The organism is Enterobacter sp. BIDMC92, from assembly GCF_001030225.1.
GTDB classification, from domain to species: Bacteria; Pseudomonadota; Gammaproteobacteria; order Enterobacterales; family Enterobacteriaceae; genus Enterobacter; species Enterobacter sichuanensis.
Map to the genome: position 1 here is coordinate 4,149,512 of NZ_KQ087598.1, position 18,096 is coordinate 4,167,607.

21 protein-coding genes are annotated in these 18,096 nt (G+C 56.3%); 14 read left to right on the forward strand and 7 right to left on the reverse strand.

The window, feature by feature from the left end:
* Positions 1 to 9 precede the first annotated feature (9 nt).
* On the reverse strand, positions 10 to 780 hold the full coding sequence (gene garL, locus SP99_RS19375; protein WP_045284775.1) for a 2-dehydro-3-deoxyglucarate aldolase: 771 nt from the start codon (positions 778 to 780) through the stop codon (positions 10 to 12).
* 374 nt (positions 781 to 1,154) lie between these two features.
* Here garL and garD point away from each other — a divergent pair, with 374 nt between their 5' ends.
* From garD to SP99_RS19415, 8 genes are all read left to right on the forward strand, one after another.
* The gene (garD, locus tag SP99_RS19380; protein ID WP_025756742.1) at positions 1,155 to 2,726 is read left to right on the forward strand and encodes a galactarate dehydratase; all 1,572 of its coding nucleotides are present in this window, start codon (positions 1,155 to 1,157) and stop codon (positions 2,724 to 2,726) included.
* A gap of 176 nt (positions 2,727 to 2,902) precedes the next feature.
* Positions 2,903 to 3,757, forward strand: coding sequence for a tagatose bisphosphate family class II aldolase (locus SP99_RS19385; protein WP_045284773.1), 855 nt, complete (start codon positions 2,903 to 2,905; stop codon positions 3,755 to 3,757).
* 20 nt (positions 3,758 to 3,777) lie between these two features.
* A complete protein-coding gene (gene gatZ / locus SP99_RS19390; protein ID WP_047959525.1) occupies positions 3,778 to 5,049 on the forward strand; it encodes a tagatose-bisphosphate aldolase subunit GatZ in 1,272 nt (423 codons plus the stop codon).
* A 14-nt stretch (positions 5,050 to 5,063) separates the two neighbouring features.
* Positions 5,064 to 5,531 (forward strand): PTS galactitol transporter subunit IIA, encoded by a 468-nt coding sequence (gene gatA / locus SP99_RS19395; RefSeq protein WP_025756739.1) that lies wholly within the window; start codon positions 5,064 to 5,066, stop codon positions 5,529 to 5,531.
* Positions 5,532 to 5,558: 27 nt separating this feature from the next.
* Positions 5,559 to 5,843, forward strand: coding sequence for a PTS galactitol transporter subunit IIB (gene gatB / locus SP99_RS19400; protein ID WP_047959526.1), 285 nt, complete (start codon positions 5,559 to 5,561; stop codon positions 5,841 to 5,843).
* Positions 5,844 to 5,847: 4 nt separating this feature from the next.
* Positions 5,848 to 7,221 carry a galactitol-specific PTS transporter subunit IIC gene (locus tag SP99_RS19405; RefSeq protein WP_025756737.1) on the forward strand — a complete coding sequence of 458 codons (1,374 nt, stop codon included), beginning with the start codon at positions 5,848 to 5,850 and terminating at the stop codon, positions 7,219 to 7,221.
* Between the two features lie 42 nt (positions 7,222 to 7,263).
* The gene (gene gatD, locus SP99_RS19410; protein WP_047959527.1) at positions 7,264 to 8,307 is read left to right on the forward strand and encodes a galactitol-1-phosphate 5-dehydrogenase; all 1,044 of its coding nucleotides are present in this window, start codon (positions 7,264 to 7,266) and stop codon (positions 8,305 to 8,307) included.
* Between the two features lie 110 nt (positions 8,308 to 8,417).
* Positions 8,418 to 9,191, forward strand: coding sequence for a DeoR/GlpR family DNA-binding transcription regulator (locus tag SP99_RS19415; RefSeq protein WP_047959528.1), 774 nt, complete (start codon positions 8,418 to 8,420; stop codon positions 9,189 to 9,191).
* A gap of 62 nt (positions 9,192 to 9,253) precedes the next feature.
* On the opposite strand, the gene rsmI is transcribed toward SP99_RS19415, so the two are convergent.
* Entirely contained in the window at positions 9,254 to 10,117 is an 864-nt protein-coding gene (gene rsmI / locus SP99_RS19420) for a 16S rRNA (cytidine(1402)-2'-O)-methyltransferase (protein ID WP_047959529.1), read from the reverse strand.
* Positions 10,118 to 10,177: 60 nt separating this feature from the next.
* Here rsmI and SP99_RS19425 point away from each other — a divergent pair, with 60 nt between their 5' ends.
* Genes SP99_RS19425 through dolP form a run of 4 tightly spaced genes read left to right on the forward strand, consistent with a single transcriptional unit; the run spans position 10,178 to position 13,887 of the window.
* Positions 10,178 to 12,337 carry a penicillin-binding protein activator gene (locus SP99_RS19425; protein WP_047959530.1) on the forward strand — a complete coding sequence of 720 codons (2,160 nt, stop codon included), beginning with the start codon at positions 10,178 to 10,180 and terminating at the stop codon, positions 12,335 to 12,337.
* Complete coding sequence (locus SP99_RS19430) at positions 12,295 to 12,690, forward strand: YraN family protein (protein ID WP_025756731.1); 396 nt, start codon at positions 12,295 to 12,297, stop codon at positions 12,688 to 12,690. Before SP99_RS19425 ends, SP99_RS19430 begins: the two co-directional genes overlap by 43 nt.
* A gap of 21 nt (positions 12,691 to 12,711) precedes the next feature.
* Complete coding sequence (gene diaA / locus SP99_RS19435) at positions 12,712 to 13,302, forward strand: DnaA initiator-associating protein DiaA (RefSeq protein ID WP_003861754.1); 591 nt, start codon at positions 12,712 to 12,714, stop codon at positions 13,300 to 13,302.
* Between the two features lie 9 nt (positions 13,303 to 13,311).
* Positions 13,312 to 13,887, forward strand: a complete 576-nt coding sequence (gene dolP, locus SP99_RS19440) for a division/outer membrane stress-associated lipid-binding lipoprotein (protein ID WP_025756730.1) — start codon at positions 13,312 to 13,314, stop codon at positions 13,885 to 13,887.
* Positions 13,888 to 13,935: 48 nt separating this feature from the next.
* Here the strand turns inward: dolP and SP99_RS19445 are convergent, their stop codons facing one another.
* Positions 13,936 to 14,973: a permease gene (locus SP99_RS19445; protein WP_047959531.1), complete on the reverse strand. Its 1,038-nt coding sequence runs from the start codon at positions 14,971 to 14,973 to the stop codon at positions 13,936 to 13,938.
* A gap of 40 nt (positions 14,974 to 15,013) precedes the next feature.
* On the reverse strand, positions 15,014 to 15,658 hold the full coding sequence (locus SP99_RS19450; RefSeq protein ID WP_045284765.1) for an NAD(P)H-binding protein: 645 nt from the start codon (positions 15,656 to 15,658) through the stop codon (positions 15,014 to 15,016).
* A gap of 128 nt (positions 15,659 to 15,786) precedes the next feature.
* On the opposite strand from SP99_RS19450, the gene SP99_RS19455 reads away from it, so the two are divergent.
* A complete protein-coding gene (locus SP99_RS19455) occupies positions 15,787 to 16,305 on the forward strand; it encodes a type 1 glutamine amidotransferase domain-containing protein (protein WP_047959532.1) in 519 nt (172 codons plus the stop codon).
* On the opposite strand, the gene SP99_RS19460 is transcribed toward SP99_RS19455, so the two are convergent.
* On the reverse strand, positions 16,285 to 16,719 hold the full coding sequence (locus tag SP99_RS19460; protein ID WP_025756726.1) for a YhbP family protein: 435 nt from the start codon (positions 16,717 to 16,719) through the stop codon (positions 16,285 to 16,287). The two genes, SP99_RS19455 and SP99_RS19460, sit on opposite strands and share 21 nt — an antisense overlap.
* 14 nt (positions 16,720 to 16,733) lie before the next feature.
* Here SP99_RS19460 and SP99_RS19465 point away from each other — a divergent pair, with 14 nt between their 5' ends.
* Complete coding sequence (locus tag SP99_RS19465) at positions 16,734 to 17,063, forward strand: GIY-YIG nuclease family protein (protein WP_104556953.1); 330 nt, start codon at positions 16,734 to 16,736, stop codon at positions 17,061 to 17,063.
* Here SP99_RS19465 and SP99_RS19470 read toward each other — a convergent pair.
* Both SP99_RS19470 and ubiT read right to left on the reverse strand, forming a co-directional pair.
* A complete protein-coding gene (locus SP99_RS19470) occupies positions 17,050 to 17,553 on the reverse strand; it encodes a GNAT family N-acetyltransferase (protein ID WP_025756724.1) in 504 nt (167 codons plus the stop codon). The genes SP99_RS19465 and SP99_RS19470 overlap by 14 nt on opposite strands.
* Entirely contained in the window at positions 17,547 to 18,071 is a 525-nt protein-coding gene (gene ubiT, locus SP99_RS19475; protein WP_047959533.1) for a ubiquinone anaerobic biosynthesis accessory factor UbiT, read from the reverse strand. The genes SP99_RS19470 and ubiT overlap by 7 nt, the downstream gene beginning before the upstream one ends.
* Between the last annotated feature and the right edge of the window lie 25 nt (positions 18,072 to 18,096).

Genomic DNA, 18,096 nt, shown 5'->3' on the forward strand with positions numbered 1-18,096 from the left:
CAATGATGGTTATTTTTTAAAAGCGTCCGCTAATTTCTGCGTGGCCGAGCGGAATACGCCGAGGTCGCTGCCGACGGCAACAAACGTGGCTCCCCACTCCAGATAGCGGCGGGCATCCGCCTCAACCGGTGCCAGAATACCGCTCGGTTTGCCGTGCGCGCTGGCGCGGGCAAAGATGTGCTGTATGGCACGCTGTACGTCCGGATGACCGGCATTGCCCAGGTGTCCGAGCGCGGCCGCCAGATCGCTTGGGCCGACGAAGATACCGTCCACGCCGTGGGTGGCGGCAATCGCATCGACGTTATCAACACCCTGCTGGCTCTCGATCTGGACCAGGATGGTGATATTGCTGTTGGACTGCACGAAGTAGTCCGGGACGGTGCCAAACATGTTGGCGCGGTGCGAAACGGAGACGCCGCGGATCCCTTCCGGCGGATAGCGTGTGGAGGCCACGGCCAGCGCTGCCTGCTCTGCCGTTTCCACAAACGGGATCAGGAAATTGTAGAAACCAATATCCAGCAGACGCTTAACGATCACCGGCTCATTGGTGGGTACGCGCACGACGGGGGCGCTCGGGCTGCCTTTCAGCGCCATCAGTTGCGGAATAAAGGTGCTGATATCATTAGGCGCATGTTCGCCGTCCAGCACCAGCCAGTCGAACCCGGCCAGTCCCAGCACTTCCGTGCTGATGGGGTTTGCCAGCGCGGACCAGCAGCCAATCTGAATCTGGTGCGCCGCGAGGGCCGCTTTAAACTTATTCGGGAAGATATCGTTATTCATCGCGTTTACCTTTTTAATTCCGCAGCCTTGTTCAATATCATTTTATTTATTCAGACGCAGCGACAGGATGATATTTATTATTCTGACCTGGTTTGGCGTAATAAAATCGTCATTCAGTATAAGACGCTATTCATGACCACACATTGTTTTAATGCTCAAGCATTACGTTGCATTTTGATAATATTTTGAGCATATGCACAAAGCACTGGGCGCTGATGCACAGAATCAGGCATTACTGGTTCGGGAGCGATCGGGATCACATTTTCATATGTCATCTGCTGACATGCTTTATTTCTGAAAGCCGCGTATTAATTTCTACCATTAGAAAACTGGCTGAATTTATTATCAGACACTTTGCCGGAGAATAGTGAACAATGGCCGACATTGAAATTCGACACGCATCGCCGACGGCGTTCTATATAAAAGTGCACGACACCGATAATGTGGCGATTATTGTCAACGACAATGGCTTAAAAGCAGGAACCCGCTTCCCGGACGGACTGGAACTGATTGAGCATATTCCGCAGGGGCATAAAGTCGCCCTGGTGGATATTCCTGCTAACAGCGAAATCGTGCGTTACGGTGAAGTCATCGGTTATGCCGTGCGCTTCATTGCCAGGGGTAGCTGGGTTGAGGAGTCGCTGGTTGAGCTACCGGAAGCCCCGCCGCTGAATACGCTGCCCCTGGCAACCCGCGTGCCGGAGCCGCTTCCCCCGCTGGAAGGCTATACCTTCGAAGGCTATCGCAATACGGACGGCAGCGTCGGCACCAAAAACCTGCTCGGCATTACCACCAGCGTACACTGCGTGGCGGGCGTAGTGGATTACGTGGTGAAAATTATCGAACGCGATCTGCTGCCGAAATACCCGAACGTGGACGGCGTGGTCGGCCTGAACCACCTTTACGGCTGCGGCGTGGCAATTAACGCCCCGGCAGCCGTCGTGCCCATCCGGACCATCCACAATATCGCCCTCAACCCGAACTTTGGCGGCGAGGTGATGGTGATCGGCCTGGGATGTGAAAAGCTCCAGCCCGAGCGCCTGCTGCAGGGCACGGAAGATGTCAAAGCCATCCCGGCTGATGAGGCCAGCATTGTGCGCCTGCAAGACGAACGCCACGTCGGTTTCCGCTCAATGGTTGACGACATTCTGCAGGTCGCAGAGCGCCATCTGGACAAACTCAACCAACGCCAGCGCGAAACATGCCCGGCATCGGAACTGGTGGTGGGCACCCAGTGCGGCGGCAGCGATGCATTCTCCGGCGTGACGGCCAACCCGGCGGTGGGCTATGCGTCCGATCTGCTTGTTCGCTGCGGTGCCACGGTGATGTTCTCCGAGGTGACCGAAGTCCGTGACGCCATTCATCTGCTTACGCCGCGCGCCGTCAATGAAGAGGTGGGCAAACGCCTGCTTGAGGAGATGGCCTGGTACGATAACTATCTCGATATGGGCAAAACCGACCGCAGCGCCAACCCCTCTCCCGGCAACAAAAAAGGCGGTCTGGCAAACGTGGTGGAAAAAGCCCTTGGCTCGATTGCCAAATCCGGTCAGAGCGCGATTGCGGAGGTGCTTTCTCCCGGCCAGCGCCCGACGAAGCGCGGCCTGATCTACGCGGCAACGCCCGCCAGCGACTTCGTCTGCGGCACGCAGCAGGTCGCCTCCGGCATTACGGTGCAGGTCTTCACCACCGGACGCGGTACGCCGTACGGCCTGATGGCGGTGCCGGTAATAAAAATGGCGACGCGCACCGAGCTGGCAAACCGCTGGTATGACTTAATGGATATTAACGCGGGCACCATCGCCACCGGGGAAGAGAGCATTGAAGAGGTGGGCTGGAAACTGTTCCACTTCATTCTGGACGTGGCGAGCGGACGGAAGAAAACATTCTCGGATCAATGGGGGTTGCATAACCAGCTGGCGGTGTTTAACCCGGCGCCGGTGACGTGATTTTACTGTAAACCTCCTTTAGCATGGTTTCGGCCATGCTTTTTTTTGCTTTCGATCCTTTCGCATTCTTGCCTTTCATTTCGATTCTTTCGTTTTTAAGATACCAATCACAAAAGAACATTCCGAAACCCTATATTGTCTTTCGCATACACAAAACGAAAGGTTTCGGAGGAAAGATGTACATCATCTCGTCGAAAGCGATGCTGATAAAGGCACAGCGTGAAGGTTACGCGGTTCCGGCATTCAATATTCATAATCTCGAAACGCTGCAGGTGGTCGTCGAAACGGCCTCTGAGATGCGTTCTCCCCTGATCGTCGCGGGTACGCCCGGTACGTTTAGCTATGCCGGAACCGGGAACGTGGTCGCCATCGCCAGCGATCTGGCCAAAACGTACAACCAGCCACTGGCGATCCACCTCGATCATCACGAAGATTTCGACGATATCGCGCAGAAAGTACAGAGCGGGATCCGCTCTGCAATGATCGACGGCTCTCATCATCCGTTCACTGAAAACGTGGCGCTGGTGAAGAGAGTAACGGACTACTGCCACCGCTACGACGTTAGCGTGGAGGCCGAACTTGGGCGCTTGGGGGGGCAGGAAGATGACCTGGTCGTCGACAGCAAAGATGCGCTTTATACCAATCCACAACAGGCGCATGAGTTTGTTGTACTCACGGGTATCGACTCGCTGGCTGTTGCTATCGGCACTGCGCACGGCCTGTACAAAGCCACGCCAAAACTCGATTTCGAGCGCCTGGCAGAGATCCGCAGTCAGGTTGATATTCCGCTGGTACTGCACGGTGCCTCAGGATTGTCGACAGAAGATATCCGTAAGGCAATCAGCCTCGGGATCTGCAAAGTCAATGTTGCCACAGAACTCAAAATCGCCTTCTCAAATGCGCTGAAAACCTATCTCGCTTCACATCCCGATGCCAGCGATCCGCGCCATTACATGGTACCTGCCAAAAGTGCCATGCAAGAGGTCGTACGCAAGGTGATTACCGATTGTGGATGTGAAGGAAAACTCTAAAGTCCTGACCCGGAGGAAACGTGAAAGATATTATTGCCCGCCATAAGGCGGGAGAGCATCTCGGTATTTGTTCTGTCTGTTCAGCACACCCGCTGGTCATCGAAGCTGCACTGCGATTTGATGTGAACACCGCCAATAAAGTGCTGATTGAAGCCACTTCAAATCAGGTGAATCAGTTTGGTGGCTATACCGGGATGGAACCTGCTGATTTTCGCGATTTTGTGTTGAACATCGCCAGGGAGGTTGGCTTTCCACGCGAACGCCTGATTCTTGGTGGGGATCACCTGGGACCTAACTGCTGGCAAAACGAACCGGCGGAAGCCGCGATGGAAAAATCCGTTGAGCTGATAAAAGCCTATGTGGCCGCCGGATTTACCAAGATCCATCTGGATGCATCCATGTCCTGCGCCGACGACCCCATTCCACTAGCGCCAGTGGTGGTAGCACAGCGCGCTGCACGGTTGTGCAAAGCAGCAGAAGAGACGGCCACTGAGCAACAAAAAGCAGCTTTGACCTACGTCATTGGTACTGAAGTTCCCGTACCGGGCGGAGAAGCCAGCACGATTAACAGCGTGCATGTTACCCGTGTCGAAGATGCGGCACAGACGCTGGACACCCATCGCATAGCCTTTAGCGAACTGGGACTGGACGACGCCATGACGCGCGTGATTGCTATCGTGGTGCAACCGGGCGTGGAGTTCGACCATACCCAAATTATTCACTACCAGCCCCACGCTGCAGAGGCACTGTCCGGCTGGATCCGCCAGACACCGATGGTCTACGAGGCGCATTCGACCGACTACCAGACCCGACAGGCTTATCGTGCTCTGGTACGCGATCACTTCGCGATCCTGAAAGTTGGCCCTGCGCTCACCTTTGCCCTGCGTGAAGCCATCTTTGCCCTTGCGCAAATGGAGAAAGAACTTATCTGCCCTGAGCAGCGCAGCCACGTGCTGGAGGTAATCGACGAAGTGATGCTGAACGAGCCGGACTACTGGCAGAAGTACTACCGCCCGACCTGGAGTCAGGCGATGGTGGATATTCATTTCAGCCTCTCAGACCGCATTCGCTACTACTGGCCGCATCCGCGTATCCGTCAGAGTGTGGAGAAATTAATCGCCAACCTGAGTAACACCGCGCTGCCGCTGGGGCTGATCAGCCAGTTTATGCCCGTTCAGTTCGAACGTTTGTCGATGAATGAGATCGTTGCAACACCGCAAAATCTCATCATCGACAAAATACAGGATGTATTACGCGCCTATCGATTTGGCTGTACCCCTGAATTCGTCTGATGCCCGGAGAGTCTATGAGTCACATTTTTGTCCGTACCGGAATTGAGTTTGAAAACAGCCAGCTTGCGCTGGCACACATTGGCGAGGAGATGCTGGCGAAAGGTGTTGTGCATGCCACTTACCCGGCCGCACTGCTGGAAAGGGAGCTCAACTACCCCACCGGCATTACCCTTGAACGCCATGCAGTTGCGATCCCGCATTGTGAAGCGGTACACGCCAAAAGTCCTGCGATTTACCTGATTCGCCCGGACAAGCCGGTGAATTTTCAGCAGGCGGATGATGATGGAGAGGTCGCGGTTTCACTCATCATCGCGTTAATTGTTGAAAACCCTGCGGCGCAAATAAAACTGCTGCGCCGTCTTTTCAGCGAGTTACAAAACCCGGACACGCTGGACATGTTGCTGGCCACGCCAGCCGATCGCCTGGCCGAGCAATTCCGGGAGACTATCCTTGAGCCTGCCTCCTGTGCACAGGCTTCATAACATACTGATAATAAAAAGGAGTACCCTATGAAACGTAAAATTATTGTTGCCTGTGGTGGTGCTGTAGCCACCTCAACCATGGCGGCTGAAGAGATCAAAGAATTGTGTGAAGCCCACCACATAACGCTGGATCTGGTTCAGTGTCGGGTGACCGAAATTGAAACCTATATGGACGGTGCAGACCTGATCTGCACCACGGCAAAAGTCGACAGATCTTTTGGTGACATTCCGGTGGTTCATGGGATGCCGTTTGTATCGGGCGTCGGTATCGAAGCCCTGCAACAAAAAATCCTCACTATCCTCGAGGGGTAAGATCATGTTTACCGAAATCATGCGGTATATCCTCGACCTCGGTCCCACCGTCATGCTGCCGATTGTCATCATTATCTTCTCGAAACTGCTGGGGATGAAACTGGGCGATTGCTTCAAGTCCGGCCTGCATATCGGCATCGGCTTCGTGGGAATTGGATTGGTCATTGGCCTTATGCTCGACTCCATTGGCCCGGCAGCCAAAGCGATGGCGGAACAATTCCAGATTAACCTGCACGTGGTGGACATTGGCTGGCCTGGTTCTTCTCCCATGACCTGGGCCTCCCAAATCGCACTGGTGGCGATCCCGGTAGCTATTGGAGTCAATGTCATCATGCTGGTCACTCGTATGACCCGCGTAGTGAACGTGGATATCTGGAACATCTGGCACATGACCTTCACCGGCGCAATGCTGCACCTGGCTACTGGCTCTTACTGGCTGGGGATCCTTGGCGTGGTGGTTCACGCGGCCTTTGTCTACAAGCTGGGAGACTGGTTTGCCAAAGACACACGAGACTTCTTCGGTCTGGAGGGAATTGCCATTCCTCACGGCTCGTCGGCGTATCTCGGTCCTGTCGCGGTGCTGGTCGATACGATTATCAACCACATTCCAGGTCTGAAGCAGATCCACTTTAGCGCCGACGATGTACAGAAACGCTTTGGTCCGTTTGGCGAGCCCGTCACCGTCGGTTTTGTCATGGGGCTGGTCATCGGCATACTGGCAGGCTACGACGCGAAATCCGTTCTGCAACTGGCGGTGAAAACCGCCGCAGTGATGCTACTGATGCCGCGTGTCATCAAGCCGATTATGGACGGCCTGACGCCGATTGCTAAACACGCCCGCAAACGCCTGCAGGCCAAATTTGGTGGTCAGGAGTTCTTAATTGGTCTTGATCCCGCGCTGCTGCTGGGTCATACGTCAGTGGTCTCCGCCAGTCTCATTTTCATCCCGTTAACCATTCTAATTGCGGTGCTGGTACCGGGTAACCAGGTACTGCCTTTCGGCGACCTTGCGACTATCGGCTTCTTCGTGGCAATGGCGGTCGCGGTTCACCAGGGTAATCTGTTCCGCACACTCATCTCCGGCGTCATCATCATGGGGATCACACTGTGGATCGCCACACAGACCATCGGTCTGCACACCCAGCTTGCACAGAATGCTGGTGCGTTAAAAGCAGGTGGGCTTGTGGCATCCATGGATCAGGGTGGTTCGCCGGTCACCTGGCTGCTCATCCAGCTCTTTACCTGGCAGAACGTGGTGGGATTCATCGTGATTGGCGCGATCTACTTCACTGGCGTACTGCTCACCTGGCGACGTGCCCGGGCGTTTACGGCTGCGGAGAAAAACGCCGAAAACCCGCAAAGCCAGACGGTATCTTAATATCCGGGGAGCCGTGCTCCCCTTCTTTTTCTGGAGTGAATCATGAAATCAGTGGTAATTCACGCTGAGGGCAGCGTGCGCGTTGAAGAACGCCCGGTCCCTCAGATTCAGGCAGCGGATGATGTTCTGGTGCGCATTGTTTGCTCAGGATTATGCGGCTCGGACATTCCGCGTATTTTTGCCAAAGGGGCGCACTACTACCCAATCACCCTGGGCCATGAATTTAGCGGACACGTCGAAGCCTGTGGTGCAGATGTAAAGGACCTCCAGGCAGGAGATGCAGTGGCCTGCATTCCACTCCTGCCCTGTTGTTCCTGCCCGGAGTGTGAAAAAGGCTACTACTCGCTGTGTAAACAGTACCAGTTTGTCGGCTCACGCAGTGACGGCGGCAATGCGGAATATATTGTCGTGAAGCGCGCGAACCTGTTCCGTCTGCCAGCAGAGATGGCGATCGAAGACGGGGCATTTATCGAGCCTGTCACCGTAGGACTGCACGCGTTTCACCTGGCTTCAGGATGCAAAGGTAAAAATGTCATTATCATCGGTGCCGGGACGATTGGTCTGTTGGCAATGCAGTGCGCGCTGGCGCTGGGGGCAAAGAGCGTAACTGCAGTTGATATCAACGACGATAAGCTCGCCCTGGCGACCACGCTGGGTGCAACTCAGGTGTTTAACAGCCGGGCCCAAAGCGTCGATGACATTCTCAACGCGCTGAGGGACAGTCGGTTTGATCAACTGGTGCTGGAGACTGCGGGAACCCCACAAACTGTCTCGCTTGCCATTGATATTGCCGGTCCTCACGCTCAGGTTGCACTGGTCGGTACATTACATCATGACCTGAATTTACCTGTTGCAACCTTCGGCAAGATCCTGCGTAAGGAACTGACGCTTCTGGGTAGTTGGATGAACTACTCAGCACCGTGGCCTGGGGAAGAGTGGGAAACGGCTGTCCGCCTGCTCACCGGGAAAAAACTGCAACTGGAGCCACTCATTGCCCATACCGGCGACAGTGAGAGCTTCGCCCAGGCCGTGCAGGCGCTGAACGGGGCGCCAATGCAGGGCAAAATTATGCTGCGTTTCGCCTGATGTCTCGAGCCAGCAACCTGCGCTGGCTCACATTTACTTTCGAATATTACCGTACACCTTTCGCATACCTTCGATTAGAATAGGGAGAGTTAATTATCAGGCAATTCACTATGAACTCATTCGAGCGAAGGAACAAAATCGTTGACCTTGTCAACGTGCAGGGCAGCGTCATGGTGCTGGATCTTTCGAATATGTTTGGCATTTCGGAAGTGACCATTCGAACCGATCTGCGCCTGCTGGAAGAAAAGGGGCTGGTCACCCGCTTTCACGGCGGAGCCGCCAGACCTGGCAGTAACCTGTCGGAAAGCGAAAATCAGGAAGTCGTGCTGGAAGACCGTTATCAACTGGCAAGCGATCCGAAAAAGCGTATCGCGCAGGCGGCGGCGGCCATGATTGAAGAAGGGATGACGATCATTCTGGATAGCGGGAGCACCACCATGCTCATAGCCGAAGCACTGACGAAAAAAAGCAATATCACTGTCATCACCAACAGCCTGCCCGCCGCGTTTGCCCTTTCGGAAAATAAAGATATTACGTTGGTGGTCTGTGGCGGTACGGTGCGCCATAAAACGCATTCGATGCATGGCACCATTGCAGAGCGTTCGCTTGCAGGTATCAGCGCTGATCTGATGTTTGTTGGGGCTGACGGTATTGATGCGACAAACGGCATCACCACTTTCAATGAAGGCTACTCGATCAGCAGCGTGATGGCCGCGGCCGCACATAAGGTGATTGCCGTCCTGGATGCCAGCAAGTTTAATCGCCGCGGGTTTAACCAGGTGCTGCCGATGGAGAAGATTGACTGCGTCATTACGGATGAAGGGATCGGAAAGCACGATAAAGAACTGCTGAGCAAAGCGGGTACGGAGGTCATTACGGTATAGAGAAGTCGCTTTGTAGGCCGGGTAAGGCGTAGCCGCCACCCGGCAAAACTGGCGGGGATGCCTTACTCCCCCTGCAGCTCCAGCGCATACTTATAGAGCGCATTCTTTTTCACGCCGTGGATCTCCGCCGCCAGCGCCGCCGCTTTCTTCAGCGGCAGTTCTGCCTGCAGCAGCGCCAGCGTACGCAGCGCGTCGGCAGGCAGCGCGTCTTCTTGCGCTTTGTGCCCTTCGACAATCAGCACCATCTCACCCTTGCGGCGGTTCTCATCTTCCTTCACCCACGCCAGCAGTTCGCCCACCGGCGCGCCGTGAATCGTCTCCCAGGTTTTGGTCAGCTCGCGTGCCAGCACCACGTAGCGACCTTCGCCCCAGACGGTCACCATGTCTTCCAGGCTCTCCAGCAGGCGATGCGTGGATTCGTAAAAAATCAGGGTACGCGGTTCCGCTTCCAGATCCTTCAGCACGTCACGACGGCCTTTGGATTTGGCAGGAAGAAAGCCTTCATAGCAGAAACGGTCGGACGGCAGACCCGCGGCGCTCAGCGCTGCAATGGCAGCGCACGGCCCCGGCAGCGGCACAACGCGAATACCGGCTTCACGACAGGTACGTACCAGGTGATAGCCAGGGTCGTTAATCAGCGGCGTACCGGCGTCGGAGACGAGGGCAATGTTCTGCCCCTCCTTCAGCTTCGCCACCAGCGTTTCGGCTTTTTGTTGCTCATTGTGATCGTGCAGGGCAAACAGACGGGCGTTAATCGCGAAATGTTGAAGCAGTAAACCGGTGTGTCGGGTATCTTCAGCGGCAATTAAATCAACAGTTTGCAATACGGTCAGCGCACGTTGGGTAATATCAGATAAATTCCCGATAGGAGTAGGTACAATATAAAGCTGGCCTTGAGAATTATCTGCCGTTTCGTGTTGTTTCATTGTTTCGTCCGTATTGCCGTTTTAATATTGAGCATTGCGTAAAAAATCACTGGATACAGTATGGTACCGTTAACGTTTCTTCGAAAAAAAGCCACGCGCAGCGTGCCGCTTCTGCTGGCAGCCCTGATCTTTGCAGGCTGTGGCACTCAGGCACCTGACCAGAGCACAGCCCATCTTCAGGGGTCTGCTCAGGCTGATTCTGGCTTTTATCTGCAACAAATGTCGCAGAGTTCAAATGATACCAGGATCAACTGGCAATTACTCGCCATTCGTGCACTGCTGAAAGAGGGGAAAACCCAGCAGGCCGCCGAGCTGTTCAACCAGTTGCCGAAAGATCTTAACGACACCCAGCGCCGTGAGCAGAGCCTGCTCTCCGCCGAGCTGAAAGTCGCACTGAAAGATTACGCCGCCGCGAAGAAGATCCTCGGCGACATCGACGTGAGCGCGCTGGATAAAAATCAGCAGGCCCGTTTCTGGCAGACGGGCATTACCGCTGAACAGGGACGCCCTTCCCTGACGCTGCTGCGTGCGCTGATTGCCCAGGAGCCGCTGCTTGGCGGTGCGGATAAGCAGAAAAATATCGATGCCACCTGGCAGGCGCTTGCCTCGATGACCCAGGAACAGGCTCAGGCGCTGGTTATCAACGCGGATGAAAACGTGCTGCAGGGCTGGCTGGATCTGCAGCAGATGTGGTTTAACAACCGCAGCGATCCAAAAATGCTGAAAGCCGGTATTACCGACTGGCAGACACGCTACCCGCAGAACCCGGGCGCGAAAATGCTGCCCACTCAGCTGGTTAACGTGCAGAACTTTAAGCCTGCCTCCACCAGCAAAATCGCCCTGCTTCTGCCGTTAAACGGCCAGGCGGCGGTATTTGGCCGTACCATTCAGCAGGGCTTTGAAGCGGCGAAGAACGGTACCACGCCCGTGACCGGCAGCGCAGTGCCCGCCCAGGCCGCACAGGCGGCGAACGTGAGCGACGTTGTCAGCCCTTCCGCCGCGGAGACCAGCGACCTGACCACAGCGCAAACCCCGGCGCAGGGCACGATGCAAAACCCGGTGACGGCCCCGACAACGCCTCCAGCCGCGACGCCAGAGCCAGCCACGCCGGCTCAGGCGCCGGCAGAGACACAAGCCGCGCCGACCACGGCGCCCGCGACAGCGGAACAGCCTCAGTCGCAGACCACTCAGCCCACCGCTCAACCTGCCGCTCAGCCGCAGGCCGTGGCAACCGCCAGCGCTAACCCTGGCGCTGAGTTGAAAATCTATGACACCAGCTCGCAACCGCTTGATCAGGTTCTGGCGCAGGTTCAACAGGACGGTGCCAGCATCGTTGTCGGCCCGCTGCTGAAAAATAACGTGGAAGAGCTGATGAAGAGCAACACCACGCTGAACGTGCTGGCGCTCAACCAGCCTGAGCAGGTGCAGAACCGGGCCAATATCTGCTACTTCGCGCTCTCACCGGAAGATGAAGCCCGCGACGCGGCGCGTCATATTCACGAGCAGGGCAAACAGGCTCCACTGCTGCTCATCCCACGCAGCACGCTGGGCGATCGCGTGGCCAATGCTTTTGCCGATGAGTGGCAGAAGCTGGGTGGTGGCGTGGTGCTGCAGCAGAAATTCGGTTCCGTCTCTGAACTGCGCGCGGGCGTAAACGGCGGGGCAGGCATTGCGCTTAACGGTAGCCCGGTCACCGCGAGCCTGCCGCAACAGCAGGGGGTGACCATTGGCGGTCTGACGATCCCTGCCCCACCAACTGACGCGCAGATTAGCGGCGGCGGTAAAGTGGATGCAGCCTATATCGTTGCCACGCCACAGGAGATCGCCTTTATCAAACCGATGATCGCGATGCGTAACGGCAGCCAGAGTGGCGCAACGCTCTATGCCAGCTCCCGCAGCGCGCAGGGCACCGCAGGTCCGGATTTCCGCCTGGAGATGGACGGTCTGCAGTACAGCGAAATCCCGATGCTGGCTGGCAGCAACCCGGCGCTGATGCAGCAGGCGCTGGGCGCGGTGCGTAACGATTACTCGCTGGCGCGTCTGTATGCGATGGGTGTCGATGCCTGGGCGCTGGCGAACCACTTTACCCAGATGCGTCAGGTGCCGGGCTTTGAGCTTAACGGCAACACCGGCGATCTGACCGCGACTCAGGACTGCGTGATCAACAGGAAGTTATCATGGCTCAAATACCAGCAGGGGCAAATCGTCCCGGCCAGTTAAGCCGTAAAGAGACCGGCGACGCATGGGAATTAAAGGCGCGTCGCTGGCTTGAAGGCAAAGGACTGCGCTTTATCGCTGCTAACGTTCGCGGACGTGGCGGCGAAATCGATCTGATCATGAAAGAGGGTCAGGTGATTGTGTTTGTCGAAGTCCGCTTTCGACAGTCCTCCCGTTTTGGCGGTGCTGCTGCCAGCGTGACGCTCGCCAAACAACATAAATTATTACAGACTGCCCACTTGTGGCTTGCCCGCCATAATGGGAGTTTTGATACTGTGGATTGCCGGTTCGATGTGATAGCCTTCACCGGAAATGAGATCGAATGGCTTAAAAACGCTTTTGGCGAAGACGCATAATTAAGATTTAAAAGGGATAACGTGCTCGAAAGAATTAAAGTGTGCTTCACAGAAAGCATCCAGACTCAGATTGCCGCGGCGGAAGCCCTTCCGGATGCTATCTCTCGTGCCGCAATGACGCTGGTGCAATCCCTGCTTAACGGCAACAAAATCCTCTGTTGTGGCAATGGGACTTCCGCCGCCAACGCACAGCATTTTGCTGCCAGCATGATCAATCGTTTTGAAACAGAACGCCCCAGTTTACCTGCCATTGCACTTAATACCGATAATGTGGTCTTAACAGCGATTGCTAACGATCGTCTGCATGACGAAATTTACGCAAAGCAGGTGCGCGCTCTGGGTCATGCCGGAGATGTGCTGCTGGCCATTTCCACGCGCGGCAATAGCCGGGATATTGTTAAAGCCGTTGAAGCCGCCGTCACCCGCGACATGACCATTGTGGCCTTAACCGGCTATGACGGAGGGGAGCTGGCGGGTCTGCTGGGGCCGCAGGATGTGGAAATCCGCATTCCGTCTCACCGTAGCGCACGCATTCAGGAGATGCATATGCTCACGGTGAACTGCTTATGTGATTTGATCGATAACACGCTTTTCCCTCACCAGGATGATTAAGGAGTTCTTATGAAGGCTTTATCGACCCTCGCAGTCCTTATGTCTGCATTACTGCTTCAGGGATGTATCGCTGCGGCCGTTGTGGGTACTGCCGCAGTCGGCACCAAAGCGGCAACCGATCCACGTACTGTGGGTACGCAGGTGGATGACGGTACGCTGGAGCTGCGCGTTAACAGTGCGCTGTCGAAAGATGAACAAATCAAGAAAGAAGCGCGTATCAACGTGACGGCTTATCAGGGCAAAGTGCTGCTGGCAGGCCAGGCGCCGAACATGGAACTCGCCTCTCGCGCTAAACAAATTGCGATGGGTGTTGAAGGAACCACTGAAGTCTTTAACGAAGTGCGCCAGGGCAAACCCATTGGTCTGGGTGAGGCCTCATCCGATACCTGGATCACCACCAAAGTGCGTTCCCAATTGTTGGGCTCGGATCAGGTCAAATCTTCCAACGTGAAAGTGACGACGGAAAACGGTGAAGTGTTCCTGCTGGGTCTGGTGACCGACCGTGAAGGGAAAGCGGCGGCCGATATTGCCAGCCGGGTGAGCGGCGTGAAACACGTCACCACCGCGTTTACTTACATTAAGTAATCCACACCCGACTCCAGGCCCGGTAAGCGCTAGCGCCACCGGGCTTTTTTACATCAGCGCCAGACTCCCCACTATCACCCCACTCAACGCCACCAGTCCCGCGGTGAGCCACAGCGCTTTCGCCGGGAATGACTTACGCAGCATGATGAGCGACGGCAGGCTGATGGCAGGCAGGGTAATGAGCAGCGCCAGTGCCGGCGCGGTGCCCATGCCAGCCAGCATCATGGTCTGTACAATGGGAATTTCGGCGGCCGTCGGGATAACGAACAGGCAGCCTGCAACGGCCATCGCAATCACCCACATCAGCGCGTTGTCGATAGCGCCCTCCGCATGCGGGAACAGCCAGACGCGCGCCGCCCCGAGAACCAGTACCGCCAGGATATAGACCGGGATAGTGCTCCAGAAAAGCTGCCATAGCGCCTTGCCCCAGCGTGCGAAGAAACCACCCTGCGGCTCGCTGACGTCCAGCTCAACGGACGCAGGCTCGACGGCAGTATCCTTCACCCATTTTTGCACCAGCGTCGCCACCACCAGCACAGTCAGCAACCCGGCCACCAGACGGATGAACGCGAAATGCCAGCCCAGCACAAAGCCCATAAACACCAGCGTTGCCGGGTTGAGCAGCGGGTTGCCCATCCAGAACGCCAGCGCACCGCCCATCGACACGCGCTGGCGACGCATCCCTGCGGCCACCGGTGCGGCACAGCAGGAGCACATCATGCCCGGCAGGGAGAAAACCGTCCCCAGCAGCGTGCCCTGAAAGCGCGGCTGGCCCAGGGTTTTGATCAACCAGTGACGCGGGATCAGCACCTGTATCAGCGAGCCCAGAATGACGCCTAAAACGGCCGCTTTCCAGACGGCAAGGAAATAGACCATGGCGTAATCCCACGCCGCCCGCAGCGGGCTGGCATCAGCCTGCGCGAGAATAGATTTTCCGATGCTGTGCGTTTCGGCGGCAGTGAAGGCTTTACCGTAGTACGGCTGCCATTTCACATACCAGAGGCCAACAAGGACCACGAGAAAGAAGAGTGCGGGCTTCCACCATTGAACAGGTGTTGCCGCCTGAGATGAAGACTGACCAGTCATAGCATTCCCCGGAGAGTATTAGGTAATTAGCCGGGGGAGTTTACGCCTCGCCCTGCGCGATTTCACGCAGTTTTGCCGACGGGATAATGTTCACCCCTTCCTTCGAAGGAGATAACGCCTCTTTCAGCATCGCACGCGCCACATCCCGCGCTTCAATTGATTTCCAGTTTCCGGGAAGAATGCGGAACAGCGGTGCGAAGATTGACTCATTAAAACGCCTTTCGTCCCGGTGTCCCAGCAGCATAGAGGGACGAACAATCGTCAGGTACTCCCATTTCTGGGCAATCAGCGCCTCTTCCATTTTGCCCTTCACCTTGTTGTAGAAAAAGGGCGATCCGGCGCTGGCCCCCAGCGAGCTGACCACCAGGAAATGTTTGGCCCCCAGCCTTTTGGCGGTGAGTGCCGTATCAATCACCAGCGTGTAGTCCGCATGCACAAACGCCTCCTTACTGCCCGCCTCGCGCCGGGTCGTGCCAAGACAACAAAAGGCGATCTCAATCGGATCCTGCACCTGCGCCAGCGCGTCAGTCAGCTGCGGGTCGTGGGGGTTAAAGACGCCGGAGACGTCCGCGAGCGGTCGTCGCGTCGGGGCGGCGATATAGTTCACGCGACGATCCTGAATCAGCAGGCGCAGCAAATGTCCGCCCACCAGCCCGGTTGCGCCTGTTATCAGTACCTGGCTCATCTTCTCCCCTTTACAGAATTGTCCGTTTGCGAACTCGGCGTGGTCGACCACACTTAGAAGTCTGTTACAGGTAAGTATTTACCACAAGCGGAGAAAAATCAGTCTGAAGCCAAAACAACGGAGGAAGCATGGGCAAGAAAATCGCAGTCTTGATTACCGACGAGTTTGAAGATTCAGAATTCACCTCTCCTGCAGAGGCGTTCCGCAAGGCGGGACATGAAGTGATCACCATTGAGAAAGAAGCGGGCAAAACGGTGAAAGGCCATAAGGGCGAGGCCAGCGTGACCATCGACGAGACTATCGATAACGTTAGCCCCTCCGATTTTGACGCCCTGCTGTTACCCGGCGGCCACTCGCCGGACGCCCTGCGCGGGGACGAGCGCTTCGTGACCTTCACCCGGGATTTTGTCTCTACCGGCAAACCGGTCTTTGCCATCTGTCACGGCCCGCAGCTGCTGATCAGCGCGGAGGTGGTACGCGGTCGTAAGCTCACGGCGGTGAAACCGATCGTTATCGATCTGAAAAACGCGGGGGCCGAGTTTTACGATCAGGAGGTGGTCAACGACAAAGACCAGCTGATCACCAGCCGGACCCCGGACGATCTCCCGGCGTTTAACCGCGAAGCGCTACGCCTGCTCGGCGCGTAACCAGTGCAGCTTCTTGCCAAAGCCCAGGGTGTTGTCGGTAAATTTCAGCTCATCGAGGCGGATTTCCCACACCGGGGCTTTTAGCGCAGCGGCAACCGGAAAGCGGCGCGTGTAGTGCTTACGACGCGCGTCGCTCTCTTCTCCATCCAGACGACGGATTTCCCCTTTAAACTGCACCCCACGGATCAGCGCGACCGTTTTAGGCTGACCATTCACCGTGCCCGCGACTTTTGCCTGCTGGCCGGTCATCTGCGCATGACGCGTTTTGTCTTCGCTCATAACGTAAAACGCGACGCGCTCAGGATCGTAGTAGTAAAACGCGTTTGCGCACCACATTTCTCCCTCGTGGTATACGCACCAGGTGACGACATGCTGCTTCGCCAGCCAGCGGTTAATGGCGGCCAGTGTTTCCATTTTCGCTCTCTCTCATGCTATGGTGCGGTCACCTTAACATACTGAATCTGTTTACCGTGTGCTGGTTTCTCTATCTTGTCCGAACCGCTGATAACGCCCTCTACACCGGGATCACCACCGATGTGGCGCGGCGTTTTTTACAACATCAAACGGGGAAAGGCGCAAAGGCGCTGCGGGGGAAAGGGGAATTGCAGCTGGCATTTTCAGCCGCCGTGGGCGATCGTTCCCTGGCGCTGAGGCTGGAATACCGCATTAAGCAGCTGACGAAGCGCCAGAAAGAGCGCCTCGTGACCGGAGACGGCTCTTTTGAGGCGCTACGCGAGAGCCTGCTTAAAAGCGATTAAAATGGTCGTGGTACTCTACCAGCCCATGCACGCCGTTGAGCGCGTCGTCCGCCAGACGATGAACCTGGAAGGCGGATTCGGTGCCCGGCCAGCGGCAGCGAAGATCGTAATGCGCGGCCTGTTCAAAGCCTAAACGGCCATAAAACGCGGGATCGCCCAGCGTGACAACGGCCGCGTAACCGAACTCATTCAGTGAATCCAGCCCTTCATAGACCAGCTGGCGCGCCAGCCCCTGCCCGCGATAGCTTTCATCCACCGCCAGCGGTGCCATTCCTACCCACTGGAGCTCTTCGCCCTGAACGCTGACCGGACTGAAGGCCACATAGCCCACCACCTGACCTTCGTCATCGGTGGCAACCAGCCCCAGCGTAATCAGGCCGTCTTCGCGGAGATCGTGGACCAGTTGGGCTTCGGCATCGCTCTCAAAAGAACGTCGCAGCAACGCATCAATCCCCGGCGCATCAATCCCAATTTCGACTCGAATCAGCATGGCTCACCTACTGAAGTGTGTTTACTGTCCGGCGGGGTTGTCAGCCCGGCCTCAACGAAATCTGCCATTTGCATTAACATCACGCGCAGCGCTTTCGGCATCTGCTCCAGCTCAATGGCATCCATTAAATTTTTCACGTACAAACCCAGCTCCGTATCGCCTTCAATCACCAGACGGCGCTGGAAGAAGAGCGTATCCGGATCCTGCTTACGCGCGGCAATCATCAGCAGATCGCTGGCGTTGGCGCTGAAGCTCACGTCCGCGTCAGCGGATTCACGTACGATCAGCTGGTTATTCTCAACCGAGGTAAACCAGCGCAGCCCGATGTCACGCACGTCGATGCTTAACCAGCGTCCTTCCAGGAACTCCAGCTCGCCATCCTGCAACGCCTGACGGAACTGCCAGCTCAGGACCTGCTCCAGCACCTGACGTTTAAGCGCGAACGGCGCCAGTTTTACCGGCACGCTCAGCATTGATGGGCCAAATTGTACGAGACGTGAACGCAGTTTATCCAGCACGAGCTTTACTCCCTGATAGCTATAG

What these genes read in the sequence shown, in the direction of transcription:
- garL (WP_045284775.1), bottom strand. Translation starts at nt 780, where the DNA reads ATGAATAACGATATCTTCCCGAATAAGTTTAAAGCGGCCCTCGCGGCG.
- garD (WP_025756742.1), top strand. Translation starts at nt 1,155, where the DNA reads ATGGCCGACATTGAAATTCGACACGCATCGCCGACGGCGTTCTATATA.
- SP99_RS19385 (WP_045284773.1), top strand. Translation starts at nt 2,903, where the DNA reads ATGTACATCATCTCGTCGAAAGCGATGCTGATAAAGGCACAGCGTGAA.
- gatA (WP_025756739.1), top strand. Translation starts at nt 5,064, where the DNA reads ATGAGTCACATTTTTGTCCGTACCGGAATTGAGTTTGAAAACAGCCAG.
- gatB (WP_047959526.1), top strand. Translation starts at nt 5,559, where the DNA reads ATGAAACGTAAAATTATTGTTGCCTGTGGTGGTGCTGTAGCCACCTCA.
- SP99_RS19405 (WP_025756737.1), top strand. Translation starts at nt 5,848, where the DNA reads ATGTTTACCGAAATCATGCGGTATATCCTCGACCTCGGTCCCACCGTC.
- gatD (WP_047959527.1), top strand. Translation starts at nt 7,264, where the DNA reads ATGAAATCAGTGGTAATTCACGCTGAGGGCAGCGTGCGCGTTGAAGAA.
- SP99_RS19415 (WP_047959528.1), top strand. Translation starts at nt 8,418, where the DNA reads ATGAACTCATTCGAGCGAAGGAACAAAATCGTTGACCTTGTCAACGTG.
- rsmI (WP_047959529.1), bottom strand. Translation starts at nt 10,117, where the DNA reads ATGAAACAACACGAAACGGCAGATAATTCTCAAGGCCAGCTTTATATT.
- SP99_RS19425 (WP_047959530.1), top strand. Translation starts at nt 10,178, where the DNA reads ATGGTACCGTTAACGTTTCTTCGAAAAAAAGCCACGCGCAGCGTGCCG.
- SP99_RS19430 (WP_025756731.1), top strand. Translation starts at nt 12,295, where the DNA reads ATGGCTCAAATACCAGCAGGGGCAAATCGTCCCGGCCAGTTAAGCCGT.
- dolP (WP_025756730.1), top strand. Translation starts at nt 13,312, where the DNA reads ATGAAGGCTTTATCGACCCTCGCAGTCCTTATGTCTGCATTACTGCTT.
- SP99_RS19445 (WP_047959531.1), bottom strand. Translation starts at nt 14,973, where the DNA reads ATGACTGGTCAGTCTTCATCTCAGGCGGCAACACCTGTTCAATGGTGG.
- SP99_RS19450 (WP_045284765.1), bottom strand. Translation starts at nt 15,658, where the DNA reads ATGAGCCAGGTACTGATAACAGGCGCAACCGGGCTGGTGGGCGGACAT.
- SP99_RS19455 (WP_047959532.1), top strand. Translation starts at nt 15,787, where the DNA reads ATGGGCAAGAAAATCGCAGTCTTGATTACCGACGAGTTTGAAGATTCA.
- SP99_RS19460 (WP_025756726.1), bottom strand. Translation starts at nt 16,719, where the DNA reads ATGGAAACACTGGCCGCCATTAACCGCTGGCTGGCGAAGCAGCATGTC.
- SP99_RS19465 (WP_104556953.1), top strand. Translation starts at nt 16,734, where the DNA reads ATGCTATGGTGCGGTCACCTTAACATACTGAATCTGTTTACCGTGTGC.
- SP99_RS19470 (WP_025756724.1), bottom strand. Translation starts at nt 17,553, where the DNA reads ATGCTGATTCGAGTCGAAATTGGGATTGATGCGCCGGGGATTGATGCG.